This is a genomic window from Streptomyces sp. NPDC050703 (assembly GCF_040654435.1).
Classification (GTDB): domain Bacteria; phylum Actinomycetota; class Actinomycetes; order Streptomycetales; family Streptomycetaceae; genus Streptomyces.
The window spans coordinates 1-15840 of record NZ_JBFAHX010000046.1; the positions used below are offsets into that span (position 1 = coordinate 1).

Consider the following 15840-nt stretch of genomic DNA (forward strand, 5'->3'; position numbering starts at 1 on the left):
CCCCATCTCGGCGGCCCGGCGGCCCGGCGGCCCGGCGGCCCGGCGGCCCGGCGGCCCGGCGGCCCGGCGGCCCGGCGGCCCGGCGGCCCGGCGGTCCGGTGGTCCGGCGGCCCGGCGGTCCGGTGGGCCAGCGACGGGCGGCTCGGCGGTACGGTGGCGGTCCGGTGCGGGCCGCCGGAGACACCGGCGATCGCCGCGTCCCCCGTCCCCAACGTACGGGGGTCTTGATCCGGTCGCGCTGCCCGGCCGGTGCAGGCAGCGGCAGGCCCGCAGCCCTCGCCCCCGGACCGCATCCCTCAGCGGCCGGCGTCGCCGACCACCGCCCGGCATGGACGGCCGTCGCCGGCCGTGCACAAGCCTCCAGGGCACGGTCGGCGCACGCCGGGCGACCAGACCCGCCAGCCGGTGCCACCGCCACTCGGACGAGTTAGCGCCGTCCAATACCGCGCGGTCGAGCGGAACCACGGCTTGCTGCGGCTCCTTCGCCGCCTGGCCCACGGCTACAGGACCCATCCGTACCGCTCCGGCAGGAGCCGAATGCCTATCGCGGGGCGCAGCCCGGAGTCAGGGCACGCGGAGGTTGCCGTATCTGAGGTTCGGTTCCCCGCTGGCGTACACGCGCGGGGAGGTGAACACTCCGGCCAGCTCCATGTCGGCGATCGTCCTGCGGGGAAGACTCAGCCCATAGTGCTCGCCCACCAGCCGGTACACGTCCCGGATGTCCGGCACACGCAGCCCCCACTCGTCGAAGCAGGCCCTGACAGGAACCGAAATCAAGACAGGGCACGGGAGGTCGCGGCACTGCCCCCGCCGGGCATCGTGCCGTGCAATGGGTGCCCTACGCGGTCCCACCGGTTCCCCTGGAGACGATGGGGCGTCCGGTGTGCGCGTCCAGAAGCAGACGGTCGTCCACGGGGCGTTTCAGCTGCACGGTGACGTGTCGCATCCGGGCCTGCTTGGTGCAGTTCGCCTCTGCTCGGTGGCCTTTCACGGACGCCGACAGCACGACACTGCCGCTTGTCTCCAGCACCTTCACCACGGCTCCGTCGTCACAGGCTCCGTGCAGAGCGATGACCGTCACCGACCGGCCGTCAGCAGCTGTCTCCACCAGCCGGTCGACCGGATACCCGGGGACGTCAGCAGCCGGTTTGATCGGAGGGGTCGGAGGGGAGGGGAGCGTGGTGGCAGTGACAGCGGCCCGCTTGAGCGGCGAGGCATAGCCGGCCAGCTCGAAGGCCCAAGCCGGCACCGTCGCCGGCCCCCGGCTGGTTGCCATCCGCATCGTGCTGAGCTTCGCCCCGGTCACCGTCAGGTGTGGCCCGCCACCGCGGCGGTCACGGGCCAGGGCACGGTACGCGGTGCCGGCATCCATGAGCGGCCGAGTCGAAGCAGCGCCCGCGGACCAGGTGATCGCCCCTTCCCTCGGCCCGCTGCCGGCCAACGTGCCGCGCAGCACGAAGTTCCTGTCCTCAAAAGCCTTCCTGTCGGCAGGACTGCGCAGGCCACCCCGTGGCAGCTGTACTTCCTCCGCCACGGGGTCATAGCCCTCCCGCCACGCGGTGCTCGCGTTCGAGCCGTCCCAAGCGGCGGCAACGCGCCGGGCCCGCTCCGCGAGCACGTCCGTATCGCTGCTCCCGGCTGCTCCGTGCCCGCCGCACCCGGCAACGGCCAACAGGCTGACGGCGGACAAGACCGCCCCAGCACGCGGACCGACAGTAGGTGATGTCCTGATAGGCATGTGGCTTCCCGGTTGACCTGAGCGGCAGCAGACGTCTCGTTCCTTGGACGTGACCGGACCGGAGAACGTTCACCGCTCCCGGGGGGCGGCCGAAAAGCGTCAGCACACGGCGTGTAGACCCGAACGGTCAGCACACTTGCAGGCCCGAACGGATGGACCGTGACGACGAGCGGCTGCTGCGCGACCGGGTCTACGACACCGACAGGTCCTACCGCCCGACATGCCCAACTGCTGGAGAGGCGGTACGTCGAGGATGCGCTAACCACCGCGCCCGGGCATCGTCCGGGACGACGTCTGCGAAGGCGACCCGCCGGCAGCGGAAGTTCCGGCCCATGCTGGGGCGATACATCGCGATCACGCGGAGTCCGTGACCGGCTGTCCTCGCCGCACCGGGGCCGAGGAGGTCAAGGAGGTGAAGGAAGCCGAGGAGGTCAAGGAGACCGAGGGGCCCGCTGGAGTGCCACGGTGAACGCCTTTGTAGCCTGAGTGACCGACAGGTGACGTTGTGTCACGCGTGCGCGATGGCCAGGAGTTGTGACGTGAGCCACCCCTATCCCCAGCAGCCCCCGGAAGGCACGCCCCAAGTGCCGTACGGCTATCCGGCAGCACAACCGATACCCGGGGCCCCGCAGCAGTACCCCCACCCGCAGTACCTCCACCCCCAGTCCCCCCACCCCCAGTACCCCCAGTACTCCCAGTACCCCCACCCGCAGTACCCGCATCCCCAGAACCCGGAGTACATGCCGTATGCGGGGTGGTGGCAGCGGGCGGAAGCGTTCCTCCTGGACTGCCTGATCAACTTCGGGCCGATGTGGATCCTCGTGGGGATCGCGGAGCTGACCGGCGAGCGCAATTCCGGCGAGGGCCTGGACCTGTACCTGGGGTACGCGGCCGCGGCCTACGCGATCGGCGCCTGTATCGTGCAGGCGGTCCGCGAGGGCCGTACCGGGCAGAGCGTGGGCAAGACGGCCCTCGGCATCCGCGTCATGCGCACCTCCGACGGGCTTGCGCCCGGCGGCCCCCTGGCCTTCGCCCGCCGGCTCTGCCAGTTCCTCAACTACCCGGCGTTCTGCCTGGGCTGGCTGTGGGCGAGCTGGGACGACAAGTCCCAGACGTTCGCTGACAAGATCACCGGCACCGTGGTCATCAGTGCCGACGCCCCCGCGCCGCATCCCGCTCCCTGGAGCGGGGGTGCGTAGACGACCTCATCCGGGCGCCGGCGGAGATCATCACGACAGGGCCGTCGGACGCCGCGCACGGTCGGACAGCCGGGGCGACGAAGGCCGGGCCGCGGCTCCGGCGCCGGGCTGTCCGGTCCTCGCCCGGCGACTCGGGCCGGCGGGCCGGACCGGGACGGGCGAACAGCGAGTCGCGTCGCCGGCCGTCAGAATCCGCTGACGGAGCAGACATGCCAACGGAGAGATCGACGTGGAGTCGGTCCGAAGAAGACTCCCCTGATCGATCAGGGCCGGAGCAGGCTCCGGCCCGAGTCGGGTGGGAGGGCGGCGGCAGCTGCGGCATAGTCCTCCAGGATCTGCAGCAGGTGAGGGAGCGGGACCAGCTCGCGTTCGCGCCGCACGAACGGGCCAATCGCCTCCCACGTGCGGACGACTCTGTCATTGAGCGTCCGCAAGTAGCGGTCGTCGATGATGCCCAGCCTCTTCAGGATCACGAAGTTGTGCAGAAAGAAGGCGACGTCGTAGACGGCCTCCTGAGCCTCCGCGGGCAGGCCGGAAATACCAAGATCAGGGTCGTGTTCGGCCCCGAGCCGCTGGATGACGTACCTGTGGTGTTGATGGAACGTCGGCGACCGGAAGTCATTGAGCAACGCCAGGTACGCGGGCAGGTAGTTGGCGCGCTTCATGGACGACACCTGCTGGAAGGCGAAGTAGGTCGAACTCAGCAGCGCCAGTACGGATAGACCGATCGCCACGGTATTGAGAACCACCCGTTCGTCCCTTCGCCCGCGAACCCCTGCATCGATAGACAGACCGGGTGGACCCCCGGTTCCCCGAAGTGCGTATAAGGGCCACGATTTGCGGCGATACTGGACGTCGTCAAGGCTTGGAGCCCGCGTGACCAGTGACGACAGCCGTTCGGCGACCGGTGCCATGGCGCGGGCGCGGGAGAAGGCCGCAGCTGGCATGGCCAGTGCCGCCATGGCTTGGCTGAGCGCCCTGAACGACGACCAACTGCCCATCGCCGCGTATGCCTCCCCGCTCGATCCGGCCGTGGAGACGGAAAGGCTGCGGTGGTTCTTCACGCCGACGGAGCACGGCGGACTCGCTCTCCGCGACCAGAACGCCCACCAGCAGAGCCTGGCGATGCAGATGGTCGCCAGCGGGCTGTCCACCGAAGGGTTCGCCATCGTGTCCACGGTGATGGGCCTGGAGAACGTCCTGGACCAGGTCGAGGGATGGGGGTCCCACTGGGGCCGCCGGCGCGGGCGTGACCCCGGCCTGTACTGGCTCAGGCTCTTCGGCCGCCCTGGAAGGGACCGCATCTGGGCCTGGCGGTTCGGTGGCCACCACATCTCACTGAACTACCTGGTGATCGACGGTCGGCTCGCTGCGGCGACCCCCTCTTTCATGGGTGCCGACCCGGCAAGGGTCGAGCTACTGGGAAGCACCCTGTGCCCCCTCCAGGGCGCCGAGGACGCCGCACGCCAATTGATCCGGACATTCGACGCATACCAGTTCCGGCAGGCGCTGCTCCACCCGTCGGCCATGTCCAACATCGTCTCCGGCAACCGACCCCGAGTACGCCACGGCGACACGATGATGCACCTGCGGGACCTGTGGCGGGGACGCTTCTCCGACCCCACGCTGGACGAACTCGTCGATGACATCGACCGTCAGGCGGAGGCGAGCAGCGGCTACACCGATGCCGACCACGCGCTCGTGGCCATCACCATCCCTCCCAAGGGCATCAGCGCACGGGACCTGGGGGAGGAGCAACGCCATCTGCTGAGGCGGCTGCTCACCCGCTACACCGGCCGGGCCCCGCGGGACCTCTCCGCGGCACACGACGCCCACTATGCCCGTGACTCCGTGCTCGACGAGGTCCACGTCGGCTGGGCGGGCGATACCGACGAGGGCGAACCGCACTACTACCGAGTGCAAGGCCCCAGCATCCTCATCGAGTACAACAACACCCAGCGGAACGGCAACCATGCCCACTCGGTGTGGCGCGACCCTAGCTCGGACTTCGGCCTGAACGAGCTGGCCGCACACCGAGAGCGTCCTTTCCCCCACTCCGGGTGTGAGTAGTCGGCGTACAGGAAATCCCGGTGCGAACGATCGTGGTCACGAGCTGAGCGCCGCCGCGTTCGGGCGGGGCCGGGGAACGTCGCCGGCCTGGAAGGCGGCGAAGTCGGTGTGGGCCTGTTCGACGGTCTACGGGTACGCCTCCCGCTCGGCGTGTTCGGCGAGCGCCCGGCAGATGCCGGCGACGGAGGGGCTCTGCCCCTTGCGCTCGCCAGTGGGGATGATCAGGTCGGGTTGGATCTGCTCGACGGACTCGACGGACTCGACGGACTCGACGGACTCGACGGACTCGCCGCCTGTGCGGCGTCGCAGCACGGCGTGGAGCATGTCGTCGGTGATGACCGTGATGACCGTGATGACCGTGATGACCGGGGGCCGGCCGCCGTGCTTTCCCTTGCGGGCCGCGGTGTCGAGCCCTTCGAGCGTGGACTCGCGGACATTCTCCCGCTCGGTCTCCGCCATCGCGGCGAAGAACGCGAACAGCAGCTTCCCCGGCCCGGTCGGGTCGTGGATGCCGGGCCGCTGGCGTACGGCTACGGCCTGCGCGTCCGCTCTTGCGGGTCATGAGTGCGGCTCTTGACCCTCATGTGACGTCAGGCTGCATAGTCGGTGCGGTGGAAGATCACTGGACCGTGGGGCGCGTGGCCGAGCTGGCCGGCGTGTGCGGACTCGGCCTCCGCGGCATCGCATACGCGCGCTTCACCCGATCAGCCGCGTTCGAAGCAGTGCGTGTGACCGATGACGGAGAAGCCGCGGCGCTCGTACCAGCGGTGGGGCCAGTCCGCCGCATCGGCGGTCAGGAACCGCGTGCCGCAGTGTTCGTCGACAGCCGAGCGCAGAGCGGTGGCCAGGACCGCATCGGCATAGCCGCACCTGAGATGGTCCTGCGACGTGATCAGATCCTCGATCTGTGCCACGCCGGATGCCGGGTCCATATAGAGGTCGGCCCATGAGGCGACTTCCCCTCCCTCCGTGCGAGCACCGATGAAGCGAACGATGTCGGCCCCGTCCCGGCGGGCCTCGCGGCGGTCGACGAGGTGGCGTATGACCTCGTTGTCGACGTCCGGAAGAAGATCCCGCCATCGCCGGGCGAGCGGAGCACGTAGCGCGTCGAGGTCCACCTCATCCGCGGGTCTGCCGGTCGGCACCGGGCCGGTGTGCAGCATGACCAGATAGGCGGAGTGGGTGTATCCAGCCCGGGTCAGCCGCTCTGCGCACGCCGAGCCGGTCGCGTGGTCGAGGACCGAGATCAGTCGGTGCGGCAGATGGCCCAGTGCTTCCTCCGCGATCGCGGGCAGCGCCTCTGGATCTACGTCCGCATCGATGACCACCTGGTTGTTCGCACGGGAATGGGCGAAGGCGTCGTCATAGACGGCGAAGCCGCCCGGTACGTCGACGACGTGCCCGGCCTGGCGGCGGGCGAAGGCGGACAGGAAGGCGTTGATCCGCTGAAGTTCCGAACTCGGCATGCAGGGGAGCCTATGCAGCGGTGACCATGGCCGCCTTCGAATTGCCCGGCACGAGAGCGCTGCCTGGAGCCCGGCCGGCCACCCCGCTGCGGCGGGTATTGCCGGAAATTCGGTTGCGCCGGGACCGGTGGGCCCGATGAGGTGCCCCATGGTCGGTGCGAGGGAACAGGCGCAACACATGCGATCCGGCAACAAGCGTGTGGTCACGGCGCAGCCGGCTCCATGGCACAGGTGGGCGGTGCTCGTAGCCCTGATGCTGGCCGCCTTCACCTTCAACACCGCGGAGAACCTGCCGATCGGCCTTCTTGGGCTCATCTCCGAAAGCCTGCGGGTGCCGGTGTCAGCGGTCGGTCTCCTGGTCACTGGTTACGGCGTGACGGTGGCCGTCGCGTCCGTGCCGCTCGCCCACGTCATGCGCGCGGTGCCCCGACGCCATGTGCTCACGGGGGTGCTGGCCGTCCTGGTCGTGGCCAGTCTGGTTGCGGCCCTGGCGACTTCCTACTGGCTGCTCCTCGTGGCACGGCTGCTGACCGCGCTCGCCCAGGCGCTGTTCTGGGCCGTGATGGGGCCGGTCGCGGTGGGCCTGTTCGCCCCCGCGGTGCGGGGCCGCGTGGTCGGGGCGCTGTCCGTCGCTGGTTCCCTCGCCCTCGTGCTCGGCGTTCCGCTGGGGACCTGGCTGGGTCAGCGCAACGGCTGGCCGGTGCCCGTCGCCATGCCGGCGGCTCTGGGGCTCGGCTCCTTGCTGACGATCGCCCTGCTGCTGCCGACCTCGCGTCCGGAAGAGGAACCCGCCGCCTACGGGACAAGTCCCGACGCCCGCCGGTTCGGAATCGTGCTGGCGGCCGGGACCCTGTCCGCTGCCGGGGCGTTCACGGGATACACCTACCTCACGAAGTTCCTGGACGACGTGAGCGGGTTCTCCCCGAGCGCGGTCACCGCCCTGCTGTCGGTGTTCGGTGTCGCGTGCGTGGCGGGGGTGACTGTCACCGGCTTGCTGTTGGACCGTTTCCCGCGGGCCGTGCTGGCCGCTGCCGTGGCCTCCCAGACTGTGGGAATGCTCGGCCTGCACGCGGCCGGCACCGACCCTGTGGCGGCGGTGGGGTTCCTGGTGCTGATGGGCGGTGCCATCGGGCCGGTGTTCATGACGACCCAGAACGCGATGCTGCACTGCGCGCCGGGCCGCACCGATATGGCGCTGGCGGCCAACTCCGGCTCCTACAACGCCGGTATCGCGGCGGGCGCCGCACTCGGGGGACTCGTCCTGCCGCTCGCCGGCGTACGCGGCACGTTCCTCGCCGGCGGGCTGCTGACCCTCGGGGCCTGTGCGGTGTTGCTCGCCGGGCGACTGCTGGCCGGACAGCGGACCGGTGAGGCCAGCGCGGATCGCGCCGCGGCGGGTGCGGTGGGCGCGGCGGGTGCGTCGGGCGCGGTGGTCGTGGGCGAGGGCGGCGACGGCACGGAGCCTTCCGCGTAGGCGGCGCGGACGTCTTCGGCCTCGTCGGCGGAACGATGGGCCACGGCACACGGCCCGGCGGGGCGTTCGGAAATCGATCGGTTGCTGCACAAGGTCACCGCAGCAGGGTGTGCAGCAGGCCGACGACGGCCAGGCCCACGAGGAGCGCGGGCCCGACCGCGGGGTGCATGAAGGCGATGTACGTACCGCCGGCACCCGCCAGCAGCAGCACGGCGGTACGGGTGTCGAGACTGTTCACGTTGAACTCCAAGGCCGGGGAAGACACGGTCCGTCCGCGTCAGGACCGCACCTTGCGGTATAGGAGGGTCAGCCCCGCAACTCTCGCGAGAATCGGCACCGCGGCATGGAGAACCCCCAGCTCAGACGCCATGCTGCCCGGACAGGTCCGAATGACGCCCGGATGATTCCGCTTGCCGCCGATCCGGCACCGGCGGCCGGCCCGGCGGCCGGGACGAGGAAGGGCCGTCCGCCCGGCAGACCAGGGGAGCGGCTGCTGTGCGAGGTGGCCGAGTCCGTCGTGGTGGGCGCTCGGCTCGGCGCGGCGCCGAGGGACCCGCCCCGCCCGGCGAAGCGGGAGGCGCACCCGGTCCACGTTGAGGCGTCATCGGCCCGGCTGCCCGCTGCCCCGAGATGTCACGATCCGGCACTCGAACCTCCCGAGATCCACTCGGTCCCTCGGAACGTCCTCAAGTACGGATTAGGCTGCCCCAGGCTCGGCCTGTCACGGGGACGGGCCAGCCTGGGGGTGAGTGACCTGATACGTCGTCATCGATCCGCGACTGCGGTGTCGGAGGCCCGCCGGATTGGCAGGAAGGTGGGCGTGGCCGTAGCCGCGGCGACCGCGCTGACAGTGGTGCTGTTGTCACCTCTCGCCCTGGAGAAGATCGTCGGATCTAGGGAAGTGGACTGGAACAGGCTCAGTGACATCGGCGCGGCGTACGGGTTCACCTCGGCGATCGTCTCGGCCCTGGCGCTGGCCGGTGTGGCCGTTTCCCTGATCGTTCAGAACCGGCAGGCCAGGGCGGAGCAGGTCCAGGGAATCCGCAGCTACTACCTTGAGCTGGTCCGGCTGGAGCTCGACGACATGGCGCTCTACCAACCCGTCTGGGGCGACACGGACATCACCGATCCGCAGGAGCAGAAGCGGCATGTCTATGCCGACCTCATGATGAACTACGCGTGGATGGGCTTCGAGATCGGGACCATCCGCGAGAGCCTGCTGCGGGACATGCTGGGCGGAATGTTCACCGGAGAGGCGGGGCGGCACTACTGGAACAGGGCTCACGCCTCGTGGATCGCCGGCTCGTCCGGAAGCCGTGTCGGCCGCCGCTTCCTGGCCATCGTGGCCGAGGAACACGCTCGCGCCGTCGCTGCCGGACCACCGCCCCGCTCGACGGCCGCCCCCAGCCCACCGGCCGCCCCCAGCCCACCGGCCGCGCCCGTCGCGGGAGCGTCGCCGGCATGGCGGGCATCGGCCGGAGCCCTGATCGGTGTGGGCGCAGGTCTGCTCCTCGGCTCACTCCTACGCGGCCGACGCTAGCTGCGGTGCCGTGGCCCTTGAGCCGACTCACGATGAGCACCTGCGGGCCCCGGCCGTGCTACCTGCGGGCCCCGGCCGTGCCGAGTGCCGTCGTCCAGAAAGACGACGGCGCTCGGGGGCCCTGGTAGGCGGCGCGCAGGAGCGCCCACTGGCGGCCATGCGCGTCGCGTACGGGAAGCGCGCGCCGCAGCGCGTCCTGCTCGCCGCGTTCGGCACCGAGGCCCCCATGACCCGACACGGGACCGGCCAACGCGTCACGGAGCGCAACGGCTTCCCCATGGCGCGCATCGTCTTCCCAAAGTTGCCGAACTCGCCTTCTCGTGACACCCGGGCCCGCACCCGCACCCCGCACCGCACCAGCCCTCTGCCAGTACTTCGCCGCGTGTGTGGGAGGGCGTGCCGTACACCGGGCGACTACGCGACTGACGGGACCTCGGGGTGCGCCGCGGCCGGGTAATCGATGTACCCCTCCGCTCCTCCCCCGTACAGGTGCTCCGTCGGCGGCCCCGCGAGCGGGGTGCCGTTGGCAAGGCGGGCGGGCAGGTCCGGGTTGGTCATGAACAGGCGGCCGAGGGCGACCACGTCCGCGTGCCCGTCCCGCACCAGCCGCGCCCCCGCGGCGGGGCTGCTCGGCGCCGGGCCGTTCGTGTTGGCGACGAGCGTTCCCGACCAGCGCGTCCGCAGGTCCGCGATGGCTCCGTACGCGCCGTTCTCCAGCACGTGCAGATAGGCCAGGCCCAGCGGGTCCAGTGCGTCGACCAGCGCACGGTACGTGGTGGGTGCGTCGGTCTCGGCGAGCTGGTTCTCGGCGTTGTCCGGCGAGATGCGCAGGCCCACGCGGTCCGCGCCGACCTCGGTGACGACCGCCTCGACGACCTCCGTCGCGAACCGCAGACGACCGGTGACCGAGCCGCCGTACGCGTCCATGCGCAGGTTGGTGTTGTCGGCGATGAACTGCTGGATGAGGTAACCGTTCGCGCCGTGGATCTCCACGCCGTCGAAACCGGCCTCGATCGCACGCCGGGCCGCGGACGCGAAGTCCCGCACGGTTTCGGCAATCTCACTGACCGTCAGCTCCCGCGGGGTCACGTGGTCGAGCAGCCCCTCCCGGGTGAAGATCTGCTTTCCTTCGATGGCGACGGCCGACGGGGCTACCGGCAGCTCGCCGTCCGGCAGCGTCACCGGGTGGGTCATCCGGCCCACGTGCCACAGCTGGGCGAAGACCGTGCCGCCCTCGGCGTGCACCGCGTCCGTCACCTCTCGCCAGCCACGCGTCTGCGCGTCGGTCACCAGACCCGGGATGCCGGGGCCGCCCTTGGCGAGCGCGTTGACGTACACGCCCTCCGTGATCAGCAGCCCGGCTCCGGCGCGCTGGCGGTAGTACGTTGCCGCGTGCGGGCTCGGCACCCCCGTCACGTCGTCGGCCCGGCCCCGCGTCATCGGGGCCATCGCCACCCGGTTCGCCAGCTCCAGCCGCCCCGCCCGGTATGGCTCCAGCAACTCCCGCACTCCCGCCCCCTCTTCCGGCACTGCCGCGTACCGCGCCCGTCCCGTCACGACCCCGGCGCTCATGCGGCGCTCCGGTCCAGCGCGATGACCTCGACCTCGATCTGCCAGTCGGGCCGGGCCAGCGAGACGACCTCGACGAGGGTGTCGGCGGGGTAGGGCTCGGCCAGGAACTCGCCGCGCAACGTGATCACGTGCGGGAGGTTCGTCGCCATGTCCCGTACGAAGATGCCGACCTTGATCACGTCTGCGAAGTCCAGGCCGGCCGCCTCCAGCACCCGTCCGACGTTCCTGAACGCCTGCCGCCCCTGCGCCAGGAACCCGCCCCCGACGGTCGTCCCGTCCTCGTCGAAGCCGGCCTGCCCCGACACGTACACGAAGCCCCCGGCGCGGACGGCCTGCGATATCCGGTACGGCGCGTACCAGTCCGGCGTGGTGGCGATCTTCTCGATGCGCCCCGCGGTGGCCGCGCTCTCGTTGCTGGACATGTCTCTCCCTGTCTCGGCGGGGGACCGGCACCGGTCTCCGCACGGCTGCGTTACGAAACGTTCCGTAACGCCACCGGAAGCTAGGGCATCCCGAGCGTCTTGTCAAAACGGAACGTAACGTCACGCGAGCGGTAGAGTGAGCGCCATGACCCCCGACCCGAACCGTGAACGGCGCAGCGAGCGCGCCCGCCGGGCGATCCTCGACGCGGCGTTCGACCTGGTGCGCCGCAAGGGCTTCGCGAAGTTGACCATCGAGGCCATCGCCGCCCAGGCCGGCGTGGGCAAACCCACCATCTACCGCTGGTGGAGCTCCAAGGGCGCGGTGGTACTGGAGGCGATGAACGAGGAGCTCGGCGACGACTTCGACTACCCGGACACCGGTGACATCGCCGCCGACCTCACGACCCAGATCACCGCGGTGAGCCAGCGGCTGATCACCGGCAGGATGAGCGAGGCCTTCAAGGGCGTCCTGGGTGAGGCCCAGAACGACCCCGCGCTGATGAAGGCGTTCCGCGAAACGATCCTCGAACCCAGCATCGCGAAGTGCCGGGCCCGCCTGGATTCCGCGGTCGCCGCCGGGCAGCTCCGCTCCGACGTGCCCACCGACGTGATGGTCGACCTCTTCTACGCGCCGATCCACTACCGGCACTTCCTTGGCTTCGGCGACGACGCGGTCAGGCGCAGCGCCGATCTCGTCCAGGACGTCCTGCTCGGCCTGCGGCCCCGGCCGGACGCGGGGTGAACGACCGGGGGACGCCCACTCGATGAGACCACTGCCGGCCGCTCCGGGTCCGGTCGCTTCGCCCCGCCGCCATGGGGCGAGGCGAAGCGCTGTCAGAAGCAGAAGCAGAAGCAGGTGCGGGTGCGGGTGCGGGCCGGTCCCGCGGGCCGGCCAGGGGACCCGGCCTCCCGCGGGCCGGCCAGGGGACCCGGCCCTTCCACGCAGTGGTGTGCGGGCCTATTCCGCCGGGGCGTGGGTGCGGCGGGCGTAGGCGCGGGCGGCGCGGACGCGGTCGCCGCAGCGGGTGGAGCACCACTGCCGGCGGCCGTGCTTGAGCAGGAAGCGGTTGCAGGGCGGGGAGGCGCAGGCGGTCAGGCGGTCCGCGTCGGGGGACGTGAGCAGGTCGGCGGCGTCGGCGGCGATGACCGCGAGGGCGTGCTCGACGATCGCGGTGGTGGGGTGGGGTGCGGTGCGGTAGGGCCCGGTCTTCTCGTCCCACATCAGCAGGGACGCCGTGGGGACGCGGGTCATCGCGTCGTTGATGGCCGTGACGGCCGCGGGCAGGGCCGCGTGGCCGGCGACCCGGGAGGCCAGGAGCGACCTGATCTGCTCGCGCAGTGAGCGCAGCTGCGTCGCACATGTCTCGGCCATGCCGGTGTCTTCCGGGGCGAGGTCGCGCCGCATCAGCCACTGCTCGGCCCGCGCCGGGGCGCCCAGCAGGTCGGCCGTGTGCCCGCCGGGTAGTGCGATGGCGCTGTTGGCCAGGGCCAGGGCGGGGTGCTCCGCCTCGCCCGGTGCCGGGGGCAGGGGGTCCTCTTCGGTCACGAACTCTTCCATACCTCTCATGGTACGGCTTGCATCCATCCGTGATACCCCCGTACAGTCTCATCACGGTTATTGATTCATCTATCCGTGAGGAACTCTTTTCATGTCTTCCCCGACCCTGCCGACCGCTCCGTTCCCCGTCCGCGTCTTCGGCGGCCCGACCGCCCTCTTCGAGTACGGCGGCCTGCGCTTTCTCACCGACCCGACCTTCGACGGACCCGGCGACCAGCAGGCGCCGGCCGTGGTGCTGACCAAGACGGCGGCGGCCGACGGCAGCCCGGCCGATCTCGGCCGCGTCGACGTGGTGCTGCTCTCGCACGACGAGCACGCCGACAACCTCGACGTCTCCGGCCGGGCTCTGCTCGCCGACGTCCCGCTGACGCTCACCACGCCAGGCGGCGGGGAGCGTCTCGGCGAGGCGGCCACCGGCCTCGCGGACTGGCAGTCGGTCGAGCTCGAACGCCGGGACGGCGGTTCCGGCACGATCACCGTGACCGGTGTGCCCGCCATCCACGGTCCCGGAAAGCGCGAGGAGGTCGAGCCGATCTGCGGCGAGGTCGTCGGGTTCGTCCTGACCGGCGAGGGCCTGCCCACCGTCTACGTCAGCGGCGACAACGCCTCCCTCGACGCGGTCAAGGAGATCGCCGAGCGCTTCGCCCCCATCGACACCGCCCTCTTGTTCGCCGGAGCACCCCGCTTCACCGAGCTCTTCGACAACGAGCTGATCGTCCTCGACAGCGCGCAGGCCGCCGATGCCGCGCAGATCCTCGACGCCGGCCGCGTCGTCCCCGTGCACTACGACAGCTGGGCGCACTTCACCGAGGGCCGCGACCACCTCGTGGCCGCCTTCGCCGCCGCCGGTCTCAGCGACCGCGTCGACTTCGGCGTCCGCGGCTGACCCACACACATACGTAGGGCACACACTCCGGGCGCCGGCCGGCGCGGACCTGCCGCGACGGTCGGCCGGCGCCCGGCGCCGCCCCGCGCCCCTGGAGAACGAAGGACCGCACCACCATGACCGACCCGATCCGCGGTACCCGCCACGGCTCCGCCCCCGCGCCCCTGTCCGTACTGGACTCCGCCCTGACCGGCACCGGCAAGACCGCCGCCGAAGCGCTGGCGGGCAGCGTCGAACTCGCCCGGCTCGCCGACCGGCGCGGCTTCACCCGCTACTGGATGAACGAGCACCACGCCATGCCCGGCGTCTCCACCTCCAGCCCGCCCGTCCTGCTCGCCCGGCTCACCGCGGAGACCAGCAGACTGCGGCTCGGCGCGGGCGGCATCATGCTGCCGAACCATCCGCCGCTGGTCGTCGCCGAACAGTTCGGCATGCTGGACGCCCTCGCCCCCGGCCGCATCGACCTGGGGCTCGGCCGCGCCCCCGGCACCGACCACGCCACCGCCGCCGCCCTGCGCCGCGGCGCGAGCGACGCCGAGGACTTCCCCCAGCAGGTCGCCGAACTCCTGCACTTCCTCGGCGACGACTTCCCCACCGGGCATCCCTACGCCGACCGCGTCTACGCCGTCCCCGGCCCCGCCCAGGGCCGCCACAACGGCCTCACCCCGGCCGCAGGCCACCTGCCGGTGTGGCTGCTCGGCTCCTCCGGCTACTCGGCTCAGCTCGCCGCCAAGCTCGGCCTGCCGTTCGCCTTCGCCGCGCACTTCAACCCCCGCGACGTGGCGGCCGCCCTGCGCCTTTACCGCGAGCGGTTCACCCCGTCCAAGGCACTGGCCGAGCCGTACACGCTGGTCAGCTTCACCGTCGCCGCGTCCGACGACGCACGCGAGGCCCGCCGCCAGGCCGGCACCCTCGCGCACGCCATGCTCCGCATGTTCCAGCGCAAGTCCTACCTGCTGCCCTCCCCCGAGGAAGTCGACGCCTACGCCTACGACGCCGAGGAACGCCAGGCCGTCGACAGCTGGCTGACCCACGTCCCGCACGGCACCCCCGAGCAGGTCACCGCCCACCTCAACCAGGTCCAGCGGGACTCCGGCGCAGACGAACTCATGATCTGCAGCGTCGGCCACGACATCCAGGGCCGGCTGCGCTCCACCGAACTCATCGCGGACGCCTACGACATGCCCACCAGCCAGAGCTGACGCAGGGCGGACGACGGCCCAGCCCCGTCGGCCTTCCGCACCCGCACCCGCACCCTTCAAGTCCCCTTGTTCCTTCAGGGGTTTCCGAGGAGTCCCCGAGGAGTCCCCGCGGAGTCCCCGTGGCCACTGTCCTCGCCCTGTCCGGCAGCCCCTCCCGTACGTCCCGTACCACGTTCCTGGCCGAGCACACCGCCGCGACCCTGCGGGCCCGCGGCCACCAGGCCCACGTACTCGCCCCGCGCGGCCTGCCCGCGACACCAATGCTCGCCGCGGACACCCACCACGCGTCCCACGCACGCGCCGTGACCCTGGTCGACGAGGCAGATGCCCTCGTCGTGGCCACCCCCGTCTACCAGACCGCCTACTCCGGCCTGCTCAAGGTCTTCGTCGACCTGCTGCCCCAGCACGCGTTCGCCGGGAAACCGGTGCTTCCCCTGGCCACCGGCGGCAGCCCGGCCCATGTCCTCGCCCTCGACCACGTCCTGCGCCCGGTCCTCACCGCCCTCGGCGCCGAGGTCTCCCGGGGACGGTTCGTCCTGGACCGGCACCTCACCGCCTCCCCGGACGGCGCGATGGCCCTCGACCACGACGACGAGCGCCAACCGGACCGTGTCACGGATCAATCCGCCCGCCCACTCCCCTCAAGCGCCTACCTTCCGGTCGCCTGACGGTCATCGCCCCGCCGGGGGCCCTGCCGCCAGGCCTTCCGGCAC

General features: G+C 71.2%; 18 protein-coding genes. 9 read left to right on the top strand and 9 right to left on the bottom strand.

Going from position 1 to position 15840, the window contains the following annotated elements:
• The coding region (locus AB0I16_RS30195; RefSeq protein WP_363252804.1) for a hypothetical protein at positions 1-228 on the top strand (228 nt) is incomplete at its 5' end.
• 336 nt (positions 229-564) lie between these two features.
• Here AB0I16_RS30195 and AB0I16_RS30200 read toward each other — a convergent pair.
• Both AB0I16_RS30200 and AB0I16_RS30205 read right to left on the bottom strand, forming a co-directional pair.
• Complete coding sequence (locus AB0I16_RS30200; RefSeq protein WP_363252806.1) at positions 565-777, bottom strand: hypothetical protein; 213 nt, start codon at positions 775-777, stop codon at positions 565-567.
• Between the two features lie 61 nt (positions 778-838).
• On the bottom strand, positions 839-1618 hold the full coding sequence (locus AB0I16_RS30205; RefSeq protein WP_363252807.1) for a hypothetical protein: 780 nt from the start codon (positions 1616-1618) through the stop codon (positions 839-841).
• A gap of 659 nt (positions 1619-2277) precedes the next feature.
• On the opposite strand from AB0I16_RS30205, the gene AB0I16_RS30210 reads away from it, so the two are divergent.
• The gene (locus AB0I16_RS30210) at positions 2278-2937 is read left to right on the top strand and encodes an RDD family protein (RefSeq protein WP_363252808.1); all 660 of its coding nucleotides are present in this window, start codon (positions 2278-2280) and stop codon (positions 2935-2937) included.
• Positions 2938-3200: 263 nt separating this feature from the next.
• On the opposite strand, the gene AB0I16_RS30215 is transcribed toward AB0I16_RS30210, so the two are convergent.
• Complete coding sequence (locus tag AB0I16_RS30215; protein WP_363252809.1) at positions 3201-3686, bottom strand: hypothetical protein; 486 nt, start codon at positions 3684-3686, stop codon at positions 3201-3203.
• Between the two features lie 127 nt (positions 3687-3813).
• Between AB0I16_RS30215 and AB0I16_RS30220 the strand changes: the two genes are divergently transcribed.
• A complete protein-coding gene (locus AB0I16_RS30220) occupies positions 3814-5007 on the top strand; it encodes a DUF3500 domain-containing protein (RefSeq protein WP_363252810.1) in 1194 nt (397 codons plus the stop codon).
• A gap of 126 nt (positions 5008-5133) precedes the next feature.
• Here the strand turns inward: AB0I16_RS30220 and AB0I16_RS30225 are convergent, their stop codons facing one another.
• Positions 5134-5517, bottom strand: a complete 384-nt coding sequence (locus AB0I16_RS30225) for a recombinase family protein (protein ID WP_363252857.1) — start codon at positions 5515-5517, stop codon at positions 5134-5136.
• Positions 5518-5711: 194 nt separating this feature from the next.
• Positions 5712-6473 carry a GNAT family N-acetyltransferase gene (locus tag AB0I16_RS30230; RefSeq protein ID WP_363252811.1) on the bottom strand — a complete coding sequence of 254 codons (762 nt, stop codon included), beginning with the start codon at positions 6471-6473 and terminating at the stop codon, positions 5712-5714.
• Between the two features lie 253 nt (positions 6474-6726).
• Between AB0I16_RS30230 and AB0I16_RS30235 the strand changes: the two genes are divergently transcribed.
• A complete protein-coding gene (locus tag AB0I16_RS30235) occupies positions 6727-7947 on the top strand; it encodes an MFS transporter (RefSeq protein ID WP_363252812.1) in 1221 nt (406 codons plus the stop codon).
• A gap of 94 nt (positions 7948-8041) precedes the next feature.
• Here AB0I16_RS30235 and AB0I16_RS30240 read toward each other — a convergent pair whose 3' ends face one another.
• Positions 8042-8185, bottom strand: coding sequence for a hypothetical protein (locus AB0I16_RS30240; protein WP_363252813.1), 144 nt, complete (start codon positions 8183-8185; stop codon positions 8042-8044).
• Between the two features lie 582 nt (positions 8186-8767).
• On the opposite strand from AB0I16_RS30240, the gene AB0I16_RS30245 reads away from it, so the two are divergent.
• Complete coding sequence (locus AB0I16_RS30245; protein ID WP_363252814.1) at positions 8768-9487, top strand: DUF6082 family protein; 720 nt, start codon at positions 8768-8770, stop codon at positions 9485-9487.
• 414 nt (positions 9488-9901) lie between these two features.
• Here AB0I16_RS30245 and AB0I16_RS30250 read toward each other — a convergent pair whose 3' ends face one another.
• Both AB0I16_RS30250 and AB0I16_RS30255 read right to left on the bottom strand, forming a co-directional pair.
• Positions 9902-11059 (bottom strand): alkene reductase, encoded by a 1158-nt coding sequence (locus AB0I16_RS30250; RefSeq protein WP_363252815.1) that lies wholly within the window; start codon positions 11057-11059, stop codon positions 9902-9904.
• Complete coding sequence (locus AB0I16_RS30255; protein ID WP_363252816.1) at positions 11056-11481, bottom strand: RidA family protein; 426 nt, start codon at positions 11479-11481, stop codon at positions 11056-11058. Before AB0I16_RS30255 ends, AB0I16_RS30250 begins: the two co-directional genes overlap by 4 nt.
• A 145-nt stretch (positions 11482-11626) precedes the next feature.
• Here AB0I16_RS30255 and AB0I16_RS30260 point away from each other — a divergent pair, with 145 nt between their 5' ends.
• Entirely contained in the window at positions 11627-12223 is a 597-nt protein-coding gene (locus AB0I16_RS30260; protein WP_363252817.1) for a TetR/AcrR family transcriptional regulator, read from the top strand.
• 216 nt (positions 12224-12439) lie between these two features.
• Here AB0I16_RS30260 and AB0I16_RS30265 read toward each other — a convergent pair whose 3' ends face one another.
• Positions 12440-13048: a CGNR zinc finger domain-containing protein gene (locus tag AB0I16_RS30265; protein ID WP_363252818.1), complete on the bottom strand. Its 609-nt coding sequence runs from the start codon at positions 13046-13048 to the stop codon at positions 12440-12442.
• A gap of 82 nt (positions 13049-13130) precedes the next feature.
• Here AB0I16_RS30265 and AB0I16_RS30270 point away from each other — a divergent pair, with 82 nt between their 5' ends.
• The 3 genes from AB0I16_RS30270 to ssuE all read left to right on the top strand — a co-directional run bounded on the left by AB0I16_RS30270 (position 13131) and on the right by ssuE (position 15795).
• Positions 13131-13925, top strand: a complete 795-nt coding sequence (locus tag AB0I16_RS30270; protein ID WP_363252819.1) for an MBL fold metallo-hydrolase — start codon at positions 13131-13133, stop codon at positions 13923-13925.
• A 116-nt stretch (positions 13926-14041) separates the two neighbouring features.
• Positions 14042-15127, top strand: a complete 1086-nt coding sequence (locus AB0I16_RS30275) for an LLM class flavin-dependent oxidoreductase (RefSeq protein WP_363252820.1) — start codon at positions 14042-14044, stop codon at positions 15125-15127.
• Between the two features lie 119 nt (positions 15128-15246).
• The gene (ssuE, locus tag AB0I16_RS30280) at positions 15247-15795 is read left to right on the top strand and encodes an NADPH-dependent FMN reductase (protein WP_363252821.1); all 549 of its coding nucleotides are present in this window, start codon (positions 15247-15249) and stop codon (positions 15793-15795) included.
• Positions 15796-15840: the final 45 nt, after the last annotated feature.

Excerpts from the sequence above, each read along its gene's own strand:
- AB0I16_RS30275 (WP_363252820.1), top strand. The coding sequence starts at position 14,042 with ATGACCGACCCGATCCGCGGTACCCGCCACGGCTCCGCCCCCGCGCCC.
- AB0I16_RS30230 (WP_363252811.1), bottom strand. The coding sequence starts at position 6,473 with ATGCCGAGTTCGGAACTTCAGCGGATCAACGCCTTCCTGTCCGCCTTC.
- AB0I16_RS30235 (WP_363252812.1), top strand. The coding sequence starts at position 6,727 with ATGCTGGCCGCCTTCACCTTCAACACCGCGGAGAACCTGCCGATCGGC.
- AB0I16_RS30250 (WP_363252815.1), bottom strand. The coding sequence starts at position 11,059 with ATGAGCGCCGGGGTCGTGACGGGACGGGCGCGGTACGCGGCAGTGCCG.
- AB0I16_RS30255 (WP_363252816.1), bottom strand. The coding sequence starts at position 11,481 with ATGTCCAGCAACGAGAGCGCGGCCACCGCGGGGCGCATCGAGAAGATC.
- AB0I16_RS30270 (WP_363252819.1), top strand. The coding sequence starts at position 13,131 with ATGTCTTCCCCGACCCTGCCGACCGCTCCGTTCCCCGTCCGCGTCTTC.
- AB0I16_RS30260 (WP_363252817.1), top strand. The coding sequence starts at position 11,627 with ATGACCCCCGACCCGAACCGTGAACGGCGCAGCGAGCGCGCCCGCCGG.
- AB0I16_RS30265 (WP_363252818.1), bottom strand. The coding sequence starts at position 13,048 with ATGAGAGGTATGGAAGAGTTCGTGACCGAAGAGGACCCCCTGCCCCCG.